Raw genomic sequence first — 15627 nt, 5'->3', positions numbered from 1 at the left:
AAGAAAATGTCCTGTTGCGATCGTTGCGGCAGGGCGTTTTTTACGTAGATGGATAGAATGTAGAAAGTGACGGATAGAACCTAATATTGGAGATTTTTAATGTGAAAATGCCCATTCAGAGTTTCAAAACAAAAAAATCCACGAGCTTTGAGCGTGCTCGTGGATTGAATGTAAGCTATTATAGGTTCATCTTTAACTAAGATGAAGGTGTTAGCAAGTTGTTATTTTTTTCTACTAGTGTATCAACGTTGATTAAAGAGAGTTGCATTTATCACAATTGTTGCTGTAGCACTCGCTTTGTTCTTCAATTTTGTCACCGCATTGTACACAAATTTTATCTGGTAAATTTTTGAAAAATTCGACTACGTTTTCTAACATTGTGGCTCCTCCTTTTTAAGTCTGTTATATGACTTCTGTTGATATTACTTATTGTATTATAACAGTTTTATTTCGTCAACACAAAATGCCCAATTTGCGTTAAAATAAATGTGTAGAGATTGTGAAGGAGTGAGGAAGAGTGTATTTTATCGATAACAAAGGAATTACAGATCCACGAATCAACTTAGCAATTGAAGAATATGTATTAAAAAATATGGACATTGAAAAAGATGACTACTTGCTGTTCTATATTAATCAACCATCGATCATTATTGGAAAGAATCAAAATACGATTGAAGAGATTAATACAGATTACGTCGAAGAAAATGACATCATAGTTGTACGTCGTCTTTCAGGTGGTGGCGCTGTGTACCATGATTTGAACAATTTAAATTTCAGCTTTTTAACGAAAGATGATGGTGACAGTTTTAATAATTATAAAAAGTTTACACAGCCTGTAGTAGATGCACTTGCAAAATTAGGCGTTAATTCAGAACTTTCTGGTCGTAACGATATTTTAGCAGAAGGCAAAAAGGTTTCTGGCAATGCGCAATATTCTACGCGCGGACGTATGTTTAGCCATGGCACATTAATGTTTAATTTAGATATTGATGCGGTAGTAAGCTCATTAAAAGTGAAACAAGATAAAATTGAATCAAAAGGAATTAAATCAGTTCGTTCTCGAGTAGCGAACATTATTGATTTCCTTCCTGAAAAAATTACAGTAGAACAATTTCGCATGGAAATTTTAAAGTCAATTTTCGATGGCGAAGAAAATATTCAATACTATGAATTAACAGAAGCCGACTGGGCAAAAATTCATGAAATTTCGAAAATCCGCTACCAAGAGTGGGATTGGAACTACGGAAAATCACCACGCTTCAATATTAAAAAATCACAACGTTTCCCGTCAGGTAGCATTGATCTACGTTTAGAAGTGAGTAAGGGAATCATTGAAGAAATTACAGTATTCGGAGACTTTTTCGGTGTGGGTGATGTGGAAGAAATTGAACAATTATTAGTCGGTACAAAATACGACCGAACTGCAATTGAAGACAAGCTTAAAACAATCGACATACCGAACTATTTCGGTGGCATAACAAAAGAAGAATTTTTACAATTAATTTATTGAGTATAAAGGATACTAACCTTTTGCTGTAAGTATTTTACTATGTATTTTAGTGAAGTAAGCGCATGGAGAAATGCCAATACGATGATGCCAACCTAATCACATTTACTTGTATAATGGTTAAAGATGGATTTGAAAAGAGGATGTTAAATGACTAATTTTTTCTTGATACTCATGGGTTTCTTTATCGTTATTTCAAATATTATTGGGTTTATAGTCTACAAAAAGAAGAAAAATCTATACTTTGCTGCATTTACAATATTACTATTAGCCGTTTTATTTGGTGTAATCGGTGGTGCGTTGGCAATATTCATTATCCGTGACCCCTTTGCAATATTTTACGGCATGCAATTGGGACAGTATTTAATAGCAAATAGCGTAATCGTTTTTACTATGGCAATTTTAGTAACGGTAATAAAAAAGTATAGCAGCAAAATGGTTTAATTCATGATTATATTCAACTAATGGATGCTATTCTTCAAATGGGAGAATAGCTCCTTTTTATTGAAGTTAAGGATAGGGTAGATTTAGTAAGGATTAAATTTAGGCGGTGGATAAATGAGTTTTTGTTCATTTATAGCAACAAACCATGAAATGCCAGAAGTAGAATCAAAAGTGAAGTGTATTACTGCTAAGGAAGCGATTGAATTAGGGATAAGGCCACATGAGTTCGTACCTTGGGAGAATATAGATCCTGATGCCCAAATATTATATGCTGAAAATGAAGATGATTTAAATGAATTGGTCATTACAAAGGACGCTTACTATACTGTGAGTGGCTATACAAGTTATCCATTTATTTATGAAGTAACTTTTGGCTATTCAGAATCAAGAGTAAAGCAATTGCTGGAGTACTTAAAAGAAAATATTAAAGAAGAACAGATAGTAGAGCTATGGAAAGTGTGGATTGATCAAGATAATAATGATTTAAATATCCCATATAATAGATATTCTTGTGAAGAACTATCTCTAGATCATCTCGTACAAATGTATAATTGGCACCATAAACAATATAAAGAACAATATTGTATCGTATTAGAAAGATAAGAATTAGTGCTTTATTTACGATTTATGGAAAAAGTACGCTCATTGCTTTGAGTGTACTTTTTTTTAGTGTACTATTAAAGATGGAAAGCTTTCATTAATTAGAGAGGTGATTTTATGGAAAAGCACCGAATTTTCGTTGTAGAAGATGATGTGAAAATCGCATCATTATTAGCAGAAACATTAAGGAAATACCAATATGATGTGGCGATTGTCAAAGATTTTGAACAGGTGATTGAAGAATGTACGTTATTTAATCCACACCTTGTACTGCTTGATATTAATTTACCTACATACGATGGCTATTATTGGTGCCGTAAGCTGCGTCAATATACGAAATGTCCGATTTTATTTATTTCAGCCAGGTCTGGAGAGATGGATCAAATATTTGCACTTGAAAATGGTGGCGACGATTTTATTACAAAACCATTTAACTATGAAATTGTGCTCGCTAAAATTCGTAGCCATTTACGCCGGACATATGGGGAATACTCGATACGCCAAGAGGAACGGACGATTAAGCAAGGTCAGCTAACACTTTATTTAGAAAGAATGGAACTACAAATAAAGGATGTAACTGTACCACTTCAAAAGAAGGAATGTGTTATTTTAGGGCTGTTAATGGGACATGCGCCAAGAGTTGTGAGCCGCGATCAATTATTGGAAGAGTTATGGGATGATCAAGCATTCGTTGATGAAAACACGTTAAATGTAAATATGACGCGTGTACGAAAAAAGTTAGCGGATTATGATATTCTTTCTAGCATTGAAACGGTTCGCGGAGCAGGTTATCGTTTTGTGTTAAATACGGAGGGAATGTAATGGCCATCAAGTTATATTTAAAAGAGCACGGTTCTTACGTATTATTCCAATTGTTTATGACGGTATTTTTAATCTCATTGTTTTGGCTTGAGGGATTTCGCAGCAAGGAAACCGCCATTTATGCTATTGCGATTAATATGCTGTTAGTTGCTTCTTTTCTAATTGTACGGTATATGCTGAGGCGTCGATATTTAGCCAAAATTACACAGTGCCCAACAACGATGGAGGACGCATTACAAAAAAATGCAAAGACAGCGGAATATGCGTTAACAGAACGTTATTTCCATGAATTATATAAGCTGTATCAACATGAGGTTCAAGCATTATATGCGACGCAATCAAGGCAATACAAATTTATGAATCAATGGGTGCATCAAATGAAAACACCCGTTTCTGTGTTAGAGCTGTTATTGCAAGAGGACGGGGAACTCGATAAAAAGAGTGTGCAAGAAGAAGTAGATCGCCTAAAGCGCGGACTTGAAATGGTCTTAATAAATGCACGATTAGAAAATTTTGAAGAGGATATGCAAATTGTCAAAGTCCCTTTAAAAGCAATTGTAACTGCGGTAATCAATGAAAATAAACGGTTATTTATTGCGAACCGTGTATTTCCAAATGTCGAAGTAGATGAGGATTTATATGTCATGAGTGATCCGAAATGGCTTCGTTTCTTACTGGATCAATTCATTACGAATGCTGTGAAATACACATTTGAACCGAATAAAAAGATTATTATTTCAAGTGCCGAGTTCGAACATCAAACCGTTTTAACGATTCGAGATGAGGGCATTGGCATTCCAAAATCAGATTTATCCCGAGTGACAAAAGCCTTTTATACTGGAGAAAATGGTCGCAAAACAGGTGAATCAACTGGAATGGGTTTATATATTGCAAAAGAAACTTGCGATAAATTAGGGCATCAGCTGTTCATTACTTCAGAGGTAGGACAAGGTACAAAAATTGAAGTCATTTTTAATTCATAGGGGGAAAAGCCGTGCAAGAAATTGAAATTAAAAATTGGGTATTAGCAGTGGATGTAGAAAAAACTAAAATGGCGAATGAATTTAATAGCTATCGGTGCATGAGTGAAAAATGTCGCAACTTTGTAGCAGCTTGTGAGTACAGTATGGATGAAGTTGTCTTACAATTTGCCAATCAGTTAGGGATCGATTTATCAAAGCCAAGTCAGTTAGATAGCCATCAAGTAAATGATAATTTAGCGATTATGTATAGTGGGAAATATCATGTACTCGGAGAAATTCAATTAGGGGAAATTGACGCATGGGATATTGTGCTAGGGGAGCATTGTTTTTCATTGACCGAAGAATTAGAAACAATACCTGTAATGATGGATGGACCAGTAATTGAAATTAGCTTTGAAGTAGTGTTGCCTTGGGTACTTACTAACACGAAAACTCAATAATCGAGGGATGCAAATGTCAATCTTACATATTAATGAAGTAACGAAAGTGTATGAAGGAAAAGTAACGAAGCGTGCACTGAACCAATTAAGTTTTGAAGTTGAAAAAGGTGAATTTGTGGCGATTATGGGTCCATCAGGCAGCGGGAAGACAACATTGCTTAATATGATTTCAATGGTAGATATGCCTACTTCAGGTGAAATTATTTTTGATGGTACGAAGCCGCAAACATTAAATAGTGAGCAACTTGCCTATTTCCGTCGGCGCCAGCTTGGTTTCGTCTTTCAAGATTTCAATTTATTGCCGATGCTTTCTGTGGAAGAAAATATTATTTTGCCATTAACGCTTGATGAGCAACCCATTTCAGTAATGGAAGAACGCTTGAAAAGTTTAAGCAGGAAATTAGATTTAACAGCTATTTTGCAAAAAAGGCCTAATGAAATTTCAGGTGGTCAAGCCCAACGAACAGCGATAGCCAGAGCACTGATCCATGAGCCGACAATCATTTTAGCCGATGAGCCTACCGGAAATTTAGATTCTAATGCATCGCGTGAAGTTTTACAATTGCTAGGAAAAGTAAATAAGGAAAATGGTGCGACTATTGTGATGGTGACACATGACCCCATTGCCGCAAGCTTTTGTGATCGCGTGTTGTTTATTAAAGACGGTGAATTTTTTAATGAAATTTATCAAGATGATCGTCAACAAACATTTTTCCAACGAATTTTGAATGTACTGAGTTTATTAGGAGGACATGTCGGTGACTTTTCTTCAATTCGCTTACCGTAACGTTTTCCGTAATTTTCGTAACTATGCCGCATTTTTTATGGCTAGTTTCTTTTCTGTGTTCGTTTTTTTCATTTATTCCATGGTCATGTTTCACCCTGAAATTGAAAGAGGTTTTTTAGGGGAAGTTTCCATCGCAGGAATGGTGTTGGCTGAAGTCATATTAGTGTTGTTTTCATGGTTTTTTATTTTTTATTCGATGCGTGCATTTTTAGAGGCGCGTGCAAAGGAATTTGCAATCTTTGTGCATTTAGGGATGAGCCGTCATCAATTAAGCAAATTAATCTTCATTGAAACGATGACAATCGGTATTCTTTCATGCATTACAGGAATTCTGTTTGGCTTCGCGTTTTCAAAGTTCTTTTTCATGATTGTGCGTGAAATTTTAAATTTAGCTGAATTGCCTTTGTATTTATCATGGGAACCGTTTTTATTAACGCTATTCGTTTATTTAAGTGCATTTACAGTCATTTCAGTCATCAGTATTATATTCACACCAAATATTAAAATCATCGACGTATTAAAGGGTCCGAAAATTGTTGATGTTTCGGATGCCTATTCAAAAAAACAAGCATTCCTTGGCATTTTTTTAATCATAGTAGGCTATTTTTTAGCGTTAATTACAACGAAATCCTCCATTTTCAACTATACGCTGCTCGTCCCAATTTTCGTTACTTTAGGGACGTATTTTTTCTTTACGGATACAACACTCTATTTTATGGATCTTATAAAAAGACGAAAACAGTATTATTGGAAAAAATCACGGATGCTGGCAATTGCAGAGCAGGTACAAATTGTGCGTGGAAATTCAGGGATGTTCTTTATTGTAACACTCGTATCAACGATGGCCTTTTTGACGGTCGGTATTCTCTCGGCGATGTCTTCCTATACTTCGCAATACGATAAACTTAATCCACTCGGAATGGTTTATAAAGGGGAAATTGACAATCCGTATGAGAGAGAACATATTGTAGAGTTAATTGAAAGCCTTGAGGACAATGGAATTAGCTATCAGATGACCCGTTTTTCGGTCAAGAGACAAACTTCCTCGTTCACATCAAATCCTGTGGAGGTTTTTAGGGAAACGGATATTAACCATCTATTGTTTTCGTACAATTATCCGCTCGTTAACTTAAAAAGAGGAGAAGCAATGTTTATTCCCTACTCAGAGGATTCGATTAAGGAGTTAAAAAATAAGGTTGTTGAAACGACGTTAATAGAAAATAACGTGCAGCTGACAATTAATAGTGTGTATCCAAAAATGTTTTTCCCAACGGCTATTATAAGCAGTAATTCCATTATTATTAGCGATGAGGACTATGAATATTTAATAAAGCCGTTTGCTCACTATTTAAATTTGCAACCCGGCTATCACCTTTTCACTTTCGATATTCCAAAATGGATGGAGACAAAAGAAATTGGTGTCGGCATTCATCAAATGGTTGCTAGAGAATACGTATTAAACGATCGATATTCACTGCCATTTTATTATGAAAATACGGGATTAAATTATTCTTATATATTAGCAACCTACTCTTTATTTACCCTTGTAGGAATTCTTGTTGTTGCTGTATTTTTACTGGCTTCAGGAAGTTTTGTGTATTTTAAATTATATGCAAACTTAGACCAAAAGAAAAAGCAATTCAATATGTTAAAGCGAATTGGCTTAACAGATCGCGAAATGAAAAAGTTAGTCACTCGTTTTTTATGTATTCAATTTTTCCTTCCATGGGGGTTAGCCCTCTTGCACAGTGCATTTGCATTCCTTGTTATTCAAACGGTGTTACATGATGTGATGAATCTGTCCATCGTAAAAGAAGGGGTGATTTCCTTTACATTGATAGGCTGTATTCAGGTTGTCTATTTCTTTTTAATACGTTGGCGCTATATTTCACATATTCGTTCGTGACAAGAAAGGTGCTAATGATAGATAATAATGCTTGTTTTTAATGGATAATTGTAATGGATGGTAAAAATGGTATTGTTTTATCAGTATACTTATTTTATAATGCTAATTAAGTGAATAGTTATTCACTTTACGCAAAAGGGGATGGGTGTATTGAATTTAGTTGAAAATATTAGACAACAAGCTCTCGAACAACCAGAAAAAACAGCGTATTATTTTTTAGGACAAGGCACTTCTTACGGAGAATTTGAGCAAACGATTGCTCGATTTGCCGCAGCTTTACAAGATTTAGGGGTACAAAAAGGGGATCATATCGCATTTTTACTTGGCAATACACCGCATTATTTAATTTCGCTCTATGCTACGATGCGAATTGGTGCGACGGCGATTCCGATTAATCCAATTTACACACCAGACGAAATTTCATACATTATTAAAAATGGTGATGTAAAAGTTGTTATTGCGCTAGATATGTTACTACCACTTGTGGAAGCAGGGGTGCAAGGATTCCCACAGGTAACAAACTATATCGTATGTGAAACAACGCCGGATGTAGCAGAAAAATATGCCGCTTTAAGTGAAGCCGCAAAAGCCAAAACAACATTATTTACACAAGCGCTTGCATCGACAAGTCATACGGTGGAGCCAGTAGCTGTTGATCCTGAAGATACAGCGATTATTTTATACACTTCGGGTACGACAGGTCAGCCAAAAGGCGCGATGCTTACTCACCGAAATTTATATTCGAATGCACGTGATGTTGGCGAATATTTAAAAATGACATCGGATGACCGCGTCGTTACAACGTTGCCGGTGTTCCATGTTTTTGCCTTAACGGTTGTAGTAAACGCACCATTAATGAAAGGTGCAACATTATTACTTGCGCCGCGCTTTAGCCCAGCAGAAATTTTTGAACTGACAGCCACATATAAAGCGACAATTTTTGCAGGTGTACCGACAATGTACAACTTCCTATATCAATATGATGGAGATGTAAGTGCTTTTTCAAGCGTGCGTTTAGCTATTTCTGGCGGTGCTTCATTACCAGTAACGTTGCTTCATAGTTTTGAAGAGAAGTTTAATGTCCGAGTTTCTGAAGGTTACGGCTTATCAGAAGCATCACCAGTTACCTGTTTTAATCCAACTGATCGTGAGCGGAAAGCAGGGTCGATTGGGACGTCCGTTTCAAATGTCGAAAATAAAGTGGTCGATGAAAATGGTGAAGAGGTTCCAGTAGGTGAAGTAGGGGAATTAATCGTCCGTGGACCGAATGTAATGAAGGGGTATTATAAAATGCCTGAAGAAACAGCGGCAACAATTCGTAATGGTTGGCTCTATACAGGCGACTTAGCGAGACGTGATGAAGAAGGCTATTTCTATATAGTAGATCGAAAAAAAGATATGATTATTGTCGGTGGTTACAATGTTTATCCGCGAGAAGTTGAGGAAGTGCTCTATTCACATACAGGTATTATTGAAGCGGCCGTAGTAGGATTCCCAGATCCAAACTTTGGTGAAGCCGTACATGCGTATGTTGTCCTAAAAGATTCTGAAACAAAAGTAGAGGATATTCAAGCTTACTGTGCAAAACATATCGTGAAATATAAAATTCCAACAGTTATTGAAATTATCGATGAGTTACCAAAAAATGCGACGGGTAAAATTTTACGCCGTTCATTAAAAGAAGCAATCAAACAATAAATGCTGACTCAGCCCACCATTCGAATTTTTAAAATGGTGGGTTTTTAATTTTTAAATATTCATAATTATAAATAATCATTTCAATAAGATGTGTTTAATGATAGAATATCTATTACGAAATCCGAAATAACTAAGGGGTGTTTGAATATGAAATCGTATTTAACAAAGGAAAATTTATATCAAATTCAATCGATTACAAATCCAGTTTTAGCGCCAAATGAGCAAGAAGCGGTATTTATTCGCACGCAAATTAATGAACAAGAAAATAATTATAATGCACATTTATTCCATATCGATTTAGCTACAAGTGAAGTCGTACAATGGACATATGGCAATGAAGTGGTTACATCGCCTGCATGGTCACCGGACGGCAAAAAAATGGCTTATCTATCAAATCGCAATGAAAAAAATCAACTGTTTGTGATGAATTGTCATGGCGGTGAGGCTCAAGTACTTACGACGCTACCAAATGGTGTTCAACAATTTTTATGGAGCCCATGTGGGGAGAAAATTTGGATTGCTAGCTCTGTAAAGAAAGGTTTGTCTATTACGCAAGAGGAAGAAAAGGAAGAATCAAAACTTCTAAAGCCTTACACTGTCGATAAATTGAAATATAAAGCGGACAGTGTCGGTTTATTACCACAGGACCGCGTTACACAAATTGCAGCAATCGAGGTTGCCACAAAGGAAATTACGCCATTTACTGAAGGGGATTATTCTCACTCCATTCAAGGCATATCGCAGGATGGCAAATGGTTAGTCATCAGTGTGAATCGTGCTGAAAATACAGATGATGTTTTCCGTACACCACTTTATTTGGTGAACGTCGAGACAAAAGAGGAAAATGTACTAGTAGATGCAGATGGCAATTATGGTGGTGCGGAGTTTTCATTGGACGACCGTTATATTGCGTATAGAGGAGCAGACCAAACCTTCTTAAATGCTACTCATGGGCATATTTATGTATATGATCGCGAAACAGGTTTGACACAAAAGCTAACAGAGAGCTTTGATGCACCAGCAGGCGATTATTCCGTTGCGGATACACAACAAAATGTGGAAGCACCAGCTGTAATGTGGACTGAAAATAATGATTTGTATTTCCAAGTATCAATAAGTGGAGATGTCCGACTTTATTATGCAACGTTAGACGGAGCTATTTATCCAGCTTCACCAGAAAATGAACATATTTATGGCTATGCGATTTTTAAAAATGGCAATCGTGCGTTAGTAACCGTATCAAATGCTACGTTCCCTGGTGAGCTATTTGATTTTGATATTACTACAGGTGAGAAGAAGCAATTAACAACATTTAATGAAGCCTTTTTAAATGACGTACAACTTGTTGCACCAGAGGCGATTTCATATGAATCAAAAGATGGCACAACTGTTCATGGTTGGTTAATGAAGCCGGCTCAATATGAAGAAGGGACAAAATATCCTTTAATTGTTGAAGTTCATGGTGGACCCCATACTTTATATGCCAACACATTTTTCCACGAGCTGCAATTATTGGCGGCACAAGGCTATGGTGTACTGTATGTAAACCCTCGAGGCAGTCACGGTTATAGCCAGGAATTTGTTGATGCAGTGCGCGGTGATTATGGTGGCGGTGATTACGAAGATATTATGGCAGGTGTCGATTATGCATTAGCCAATTATTCATGGGTGGATGACAGCCGACTAGGTATAACAGGTGGTAGCTATGGTGGCTTTATGACGAACTGGATTGTAGGACATACAAATCGATTTAAAGCAGCCGTGACACAGCGTTCGATTTCAAACTGGATCAGTTTCAATGGTGTATCGGATATTGGTTATTACTTTACAGAGTGGCAAATGCAAGCGGATATGAATGACGTGGAAAAGCTATGGAAGCATTCGCCGTTAAAATATGCAGCACAAGTTGAAACTCCATTACTCATTTTGCATAGTGAACGTGACTTCCGTTGTCCAATCGAACAGGCTGAGCAATTTTACATTACATTAAAGCGCATGGGGAAAGACGTTGAATTTGTCCGTTTCCCAGAATGTGATCATAATTTATCTAGAAATGGCACACCAAACTTACGCCTAGAACGCTTGGAGCAAATTACTGGCTGGTTTAAACAGTATTTATAATAACAGATGCAACTAGTAGGCAATAAATTCGTCTTAACTATTGAAATAATGATGGGGTTTTAGTCCATCATGAACCTGAGTATGTTAAAATGGTAAAGAAAATTTAAGCCGAAAGTGAGTAATAAGATGTCAATAATTTATGGTTTGATCGATTTTATTTTAAATATTGATGAGCATTTAGTTGAAATCATTCAACAATTTGGTAACTGGTCTTATGGAATATTATTTACGATTGTATTTGTAGAGACAGGTATTGTTATTATGCCGTTTTTACCAGGGGACTCCCTTCTTTTCGCAAGTGGTGCAATGGCGGCTTTAGGTGCATTTAATTTAATGACGTTATTAGTTGTATTTTTCGTCGCTGCAGTCCTTGGTGATACGGTCAATTATCACATTGGTAAAAAAGTCGGGACTTCGATTCCAGAGACGAGTTTTATCGGGCGCTTTATTAATCGGGAGCGTATGGAAATTGCCCAAAAATTCTTTAACAAACATGGTGGGAAAACGATTGTTATTGCTCGTTTCATGCCATTCATCCGCACATTTATTCCATTCATCGCAGGTGCGAGCCGAATGAATTATAAATATTTCATTTTTTATAATGTGCTAGGCGCATTTTTATGGGTAATGAGCTGTACATTAATAGGCTACTTCTTCGGAAATATCCCGATTATTAAAGAAAACTTCTCAACAGTTTTAATTTTAATCATCGTTATTTCAGTATTGCCAGCTATCATTGGAGCAATTAGTGCGAGAAAGAAAAAAACGAAGTAAAAGTTTACTAAAGGACTTAACAAAACGTGAAAATTGTTTTGTTAAGTCCATTTTTATTTTCCTTTAAATTGTGGGGAACGTTTTTCTGAAAAGGCATTTAATGCTTCAATGCGGTCCTCAGTCGGAAGTGTAAGTTCATAGGCTTTCCGTTCAATTTGCAGTCCTGTTTGGATATCTGTTTTTATGCCTTGTTTAATGGCGAATTTTGCTTGTTGTATTGCGATAGGTGCGTTGCGTAATATGGTAGTAGCAAAATCAGCTGTTACTTCATGTAAGTTTTCTGATGGTACAACTTTTGTTAGAATCCCGTAGTTGAATGCTTCCTGTGCATTCATTCGTGCCGCGGTCAAAATGAGTTCCATCGCTTTTGCTTCACCTATGAGACGAGGTAAACGCTGCGTACCACCAGCACCAGGTATTATACCAAGACTTGTCTCCGTTAAGCCTAATGTAATATGATCGGCAGCGATACGAAAATCACAAGCGAGTGCTAACTCTATACCGCCGCCGAATGCGTAGCCGTTTAAAACACAGATCGTTGGCTGTGGTAATTGTTCAATTAAAGAAAATACTTCACCGAAGCGATTTAAATTTCGCTTTACTAATGCATCTGGAAGTGTTTTTCGTTCTTTTAAATCAGCTCCAACAGAAAAGGCTTTTTCACCAGCACCTGTAATAATAACAAGTCGAATATCAGGATGGATTTGGATGGATTCAATAACTTGTCTCAACTCTTCAAGCATTTCGAAATTAAAGGCATTCAGCATTGTGGGACGGTTTAATGTAACATATGCAACAAACTCTTTTTGCTCGTATTGAATCATATTCACAATTAGGACCTCCATATTTTCTTTTTATAATTAATATAGTACAATGTTATCAGATTTATTTACAATAATTACAATATAAAACACTTATAGTAAAAAAGACTATTTATCTTATAAACCTAGTATTATAGGGCCTCAGTTGAAGTTGATACTCGTATTTTTAGTGTGTATAAAAACGCGCTAAACGAAAAAAATTAAATTATGGTGTGAAATGAGGAAACAATATGGAAGTTTTTATTGGAAGACAACCAATATTTAACGCTCAAGAACAAGTGGTAGCGTATGAGCTATTATATAGAAATAATGATAAAAACGTTTTTCCAATGGTCGATGCAGATACGGCAACTGTTGATGTATTAATCAACTCATTTTTATCAATCGGCATAGATAATGTGACAAATGGTAAGCCCTCATTTGTGAATTTCACAGAAAATTTATTGATGGATACAACGCTTGATTACGTAAACCCTTCTCAAGTCGTTGTAGAAGTATTAGAAGATGTTCCGATTACGGAAAAGTTAGTTCAGCGCATAATTGAACTGCGAAAACACGGCTTTAAAATAGCTCTCGATGATTTTATTATGAGTGAGGAAGTTTTAATATACAATGAATTATTCGCAAATGTTGACTACATAAAAATTGACTTTTTATTAACGCCTATAGCGGAACGAATGGAAATTGAAAATAAAATTAAGACGCAATTTCCAAAAATCCAATTATTAGCGGAAAAAGTGGAGACACGGAAGCAATATGAAGTGGCGAAGCATTCAGGTTATGTTTTGTTTCAAGGCTATTTCTTTGAACAACCACAAATTATTAAATCGACGGAAATTCCGACCAATGCGCTTCAATATTTCCAAATCATTTCAATATTACGTGATGAAGAGCCCAATATTGATTTGTTGGCAGAAAATATAGAGCGTGAAATATCTTTAACTTACAAGTTATTGCAGTTAATTAATAATTCGTCGAAACGTTCAAAATCAAAAGTACGCTCGATTAAACAAGCGATTTTACTTTTAGGGTTAACAGAGCTGCGCAAATGGATTTACTTATTGGCTATGCGTGAAATTAATATTAATAACGATGATGATGTATTTGTTGAGTTAATGCGTGCTTCCTTATTCAGAGCAAAAGTATGTGAAAAAATTGCCCGCTTAAATTATAAAGAAAATTTTTCAGAATCATTTTTAGTCGGCTTGTTTTCATTAATTGACTCCCTTTTAAAACGTCCGATGAATGATGTGCTGAAACAATTACCGTTATCAGAAAGCATCATGGAAACCATTAGTGGGAATGATACAGAAATGCAGCCTTATTTACAATTCAGCATAGCTTTAAGTAAGTTAGATTGGGTTCGAATTAATGACCTTGCAGAACAATTAAACATTCCAAAAGAGTGCATAATTCCAATTTATGAAGAGGTAAAAAATTGGGTTGCTGACGCCCTAGTATTCGATTAGTAAAAAGTGAGGATATGTATGACAGAATTAAAAAATAGTTCAATAAAAAATACAGTTTTAGAGTATGTATTTGTACTTATTGGTGCGGCGGTCATTGCACTTGGATTTAATTTGTTTTTATTTCCAAACCAAGTTGCATCCGGTGGTGTTAGTGGAATTAGTACGATTTTGAATGGCTTATTTGGCTGGAACGCGGGAATTGTCCAATATGCATTCAACATCCCATTATTTATCGCTGGAGTTGTAGTTTTAGGTAAGACATTTGGTTTGAAATCATTGGTCGGAACATTGACATTGCCGTTTTTCGTAATTATTACGGGGGATTGGGATGCATGGACACTCAATCCATTGCTCGGTGCGATCTTTGGCGGTATTTTTGTAGGTGGAGGAATTGGACTCGTATTTAAAGGAAATGCGTCGACAGGTGGAACGGATTTACTTGCCCAAATTATTACAAAGTTTACGGGATTAACTTTAGGGACGAGTGTGTTATTCATTGATGGCGTGATTGCAGTGAGTGCTGCAGTCGTGTTTGATTTAGAAAAAGGCTTATATGCGCTCATCGGTTTATATGTTACGACTAAAACAATCGATATTGTGCAGCTAGGATTTAGCCAATCAAAAATGGTTTATATTATTACCAATTATGAAAATGAAGTTCGAGACGCAATCTATAAAGAAATTAAACGCGGTGTTACGAAAATTCCGGCAATCGGAGGATATACAGGGAAAGATCGTCCTGTATTAATGGTGGTCGTCTATCAAACAGAGTTCACAAAGCTGAAACAAGTGCTGAAAACCGTTGATCCAAAAGCATTTGTTATCGTCTCAGATGCTTATGAAGTGTTAGGCGAAGGTTTCAAACGTGTATAAGTTTGGTATAATGAAGTAGTGCAGTATTAATTCATTATTGGAGGGTTTCAGAATGAAAAAAAGTTTACTTACATTAATTTTTGGTTCAGCTCTATTTTTAGCAGCTTGTGGCGGAGATGATAAAGAACAATCTACTGGCGGCGAAACAGCGGCACCAAATGGTGAAAAAATTGTCATGCAATCTTGTACTACTTGTCATGGTGGTAAATTACAAGGTTCAGGCGCTCCAGCACTGGATAAGCTAGGTGCAAAATATTCGGAACAAGAGATTTTAGATATTATTATTAATGGTACGGATAAAGGAATGCCTCCTAGTTTAATCAAAGGTGCCGACGCTGAAGCAGCCGCAAAATATTTAGCAGGATTAAAATAATTATGAAAA

The 15627-nt window shown here is 36.1% G+C and carries 16 protein-coding genes; 14 read left to right on the top strand and 2 right to left on the bottom strand.

Annotated features, from left to right (window positions below; all coding sequences use genetic code 11):
* Positions 1 to 252: 252 nt before the first annotated feature.
* Positions 253 to 378 carry a protein YhfH gene (gene yhfH, locus ACQKIH_RS05715; RefSeq protein ID WP_008406441.1) on the bottom strand — a complete coding sequence of 42 codons (126 nt, stop codon included), beginning with the start codon at positions 376 to 378 and terminating at the stop codon, positions 253 to 255.
* Between the two features lie 139 nt (positions 379 to 517).
* Here yhfH and lplA point away from each other — a divergent pair, with 139 nt between their 5' ends.
* From lplA to ACQKIH_RS05660, 11 genes are all read left to right on the top strand, one after another.
* The gene (gene lplA / locus ACQKIH_RS05710; protein WP_427764014.1) at positions 518 to 1510 is read left to right on the top strand and encodes a lipoate--protein ligase; all 993 of its coding nucleotides are present in this window, start codon (positions 518 to 520) and stop codon (positions 1508 to 1510) included.
* A 147-nt stretch (positions 1511 to 1657) separates the two neighbouring features.
* Positions 1658 to 1951 (top strand): 3-isopropylmalate dehydrogenase, encoded by a 294-nt coding sequence (locus ACQKIH_RS05705; RefSeq protein ID WP_427764011.1) that lies wholly within the window; start codon positions 1658 to 1660, stop codon positions 1949 to 1951.
* Between the two features lie 114 nt (positions 1952 to 2065).
* Positions 2066 to 2554, top strand: coding sequence for a magnesium transporter (locus tag ACQKIH_RS05700; protein ID WP_427764008.1), 489 nt, complete (start codon positions 2066 to 2068; stop codon positions 2552 to 2554).
* Between the two features lie 114 nt (positions 2555 to 2668).
* Entirely contained in the window at positions 2669 to 3373 is a 705-nt protein-coding gene (locus ACQKIH_RS05695) for a response regulator transcription factor (RefSeq protein ID WP_427764005.1), read from the top strand.
* Positions 3373 to 4356 (top strand): sensor histidine kinase, encoded by a 984-nt coding sequence (locus tag ACQKIH_RS05690; protein ID WP_427764002.1) that lies wholly within the window; start codon positions 3373 to 3375, stop codon positions 4354 to 4356. The genes ACQKIH_RS05695 and ACQKIH_RS05690 overlap by 1 nt, the downstream gene beginning before the upstream one ends.
* Before the next feature lie 11 nt (positions 4357 to 4367).
* Positions 4368 to 4796 (top strand): hypothetical protein, encoded by a 429-nt coding sequence (locus ACQKIH_RS05685; RefSeq protein ID WP_427763999.1) that lies wholly within the window; start codon positions 4368 to 4370, stop codon positions 4794 to 4796.
* Between the two features lie 13 nt (positions 4797 to 4809).
* On the top strand, positions 4810 to 5583 hold the full coding sequence (locus ACQKIH_RS05680) for an ABC transporter ATP-binding protein (RefSeq protein WP_427763997.1): 774 nt from the start codon (positions 4810 to 4812) through the stop codon (positions 5581 to 5583).
* Positions 5555 to 7489, top strand: coding sequence for an FtsX-like permease family protein (locus tag ACQKIH_RS05675; protein WP_427763995.1), 1935 nt, complete (start codon positions 5555 to 5557; stop codon positions 7487 to 7489). The genes ACQKIH_RS05680 and ACQKIH_RS05675 overlap by 29 nt, the downstream gene beginning before the upstream one ends.
* Before the next feature lie 150 nt (positions 7490 to 7639).
* On the top strand, positions 7640 to 9187 hold the full coding sequence (locus ACQKIH_RS05670; RefSeq protein WP_057987294.1) for a fatty acid--CoA ligase family protein: 1548 nt from the start codon (positions 7640 to 7642) through the stop codon (positions 9185 to 9187).
* Between the two features lie 147 nt (positions 9188 to 9334).
* Positions 9335 to 11308 (top strand): S9 family peptidase, encoded by a 1974-nt coding sequence (locus ACQKIH_RS05665; protein WP_427763993.1) that lies wholly within the window; start codon positions 9335 to 9337, stop codon positions 11306 to 11308.
* Positions 11309 to 11434: 126 nt separating this feature from the next.
* Positions 11435 to 12082, top strand: coding sequence for a VTT domain-containing protein (locus tag ACQKIH_RS05660; protein ID WP_057987298.1), 648 nt, complete (start codon positions 11435 to 11437; stop codon positions 12080 to 12082).
* Between the two features lie 53 nt (positions 12083 to 12135).
* On the opposite strand, the gene ACQKIH_RS05655 is transcribed toward ACQKIH_RS05660, so the two are convergent.
* Positions 12136 to 12912 carry an enoyl-CoA hydratase-related protein gene (locus ACQKIH_RS05655; protein ID WP_057987299.1) on the bottom strand — a complete coding sequence of 259 codons (777 nt, stop codon included), beginning with the start codon at positions 12910 to 12912 and terminating at the stop codon, positions 12136 to 12138.
* Between the two features lie 221 nt (positions 12913 to 13133).
* On the opposite strand from ACQKIH_RS05655, the gene ACQKIH_RS05650 reads away from it, so the two are divergent.
* From ACQKIH_RS05650 to ACQKIH_RS05640, 3 genes are read left to right on the top strand one after another with little or no spacing between them, the layout of a single operon-like run.
* Entirely contained in the window at positions 13134 to 14372 is a 1239-nt protein-coding gene (locus tag ACQKIH_RS05650; protein ID WP_057987301.1) for an EAL and HDOD domain-containing protein, read from the top strand.
* Between the two features lie 18 nt (positions 14373 to 14390).
* A complete protein-coding gene (locus ACQKIH_RS05645) occupies positions 14391 to 15245 on the top strand; it encodes a YitT family protein (RefSeq protein ID WP_427763991.1) in 855 nt (284 codons plus the stop codon).
* A gap of 52 nt (positions 15246 to 15297) precedes the next feature.
* Positions 15298 to 15618, top strand: coding sequence for a c-type cytochrome (locus ACQKIH_RS05640; protein WP_057987305.1), 321 nt, complete (start codon positions 15298 to 15300; stop codon positions 15616 to 15618).
* Positions 15619 to 15627 lie beyond the last annotated feature (9 nt).

Source organism: Solibacillus cecembensis (assembly GCF_050272495.1).
In the GTDB taxonomy this organism is placed as follows: domain Bacteria; phylum Bacillota; class Bacilli; order Bacillales_A; family Planococcaceae; genus Solibacillus; species Solibacillus cecembensis.
This window is presented reverse-complemented; position numbering and strand designations above follow the sequence as displayed.

Bases quoted from the DNA above. Each gene is read 5' to 3' on its own strand.
- ACQKIH_RS05665 (WP_427763993.1), top strand. From the start codon at position 9,335: ATGAAATCGTATTTAACAAAGGAAAATTTATATCAAATTCAATCGATT.
- ACQKIH_RS05690 (WP_427764002.1), top strand. From the start codon at position 3,373: ATGGCCATCAAGTTATATTTAAAAGAGCACGGTTCTTACGTATTATTC.
- ACQKIH_RS05700 (WP_427764008.1), top strand. From the start codon at position 2,066: ATGAGTTTTTGTTCATTTATAGCAACAAACCATGAAATGCCAGAAGTA.
- ACQKIH_RS05660 (WP_057987298.1), top strand. From the start codon at position 11,435: ATGTCAATAATTTATGGTTTGATCGATTTTATTTTAAATATTGATGAG.
- ACQKIH_RS05680 (WP_427763997.1), top strand. From the start codon at position 4,810: ATGTCAATCTTACATATTAATGAAGTAACGAAAGTGTATGAAGGAAAA.
- ACQKIH_RS05650 (WP_057987301.1), top strand. From the start codon at position 13,134: ATGGAAGTTTTTATTGGAAGACAACCAATATTTAACGCTCAAGAACAA.
- ACQKIH_RS05705 (WP_427764011.1), top strand. From the start codon at position 1,658: ATGACTAATTTTTTCTTGATACTCATGGGTTTCTTTATCGTTATTTCA.
- yhfH (WP_008406441.1), bottom strand. From the start codon at position 378: ATGTTAGAAAACGTAGTCGAATTTTTCAAAAATTTACCAGATAAAATT.
- ACQKIH_RS05645 (WP_427763991.1), top strand. From the start codon at position 14,391: ATGACAGAATTAAAAAATAGTTCAATAAAAAATACAGTTTTAGAGTAT.
- ACQKIH_RS05695 (WP_427764005.1), top strand. From the start codon at position 2,669: ATGGAAAAGCACCGAATTTTCGTTGTAGAAGATGATGTGAAAATCGCA.
- ACQKIH_RS05640 (WP_057987305.1), top strand. From the start codon at position 15,298: ATGAAAAAAAGTTTACTTACATTAATTTTTGGTTCAGCTCTATTTTTA.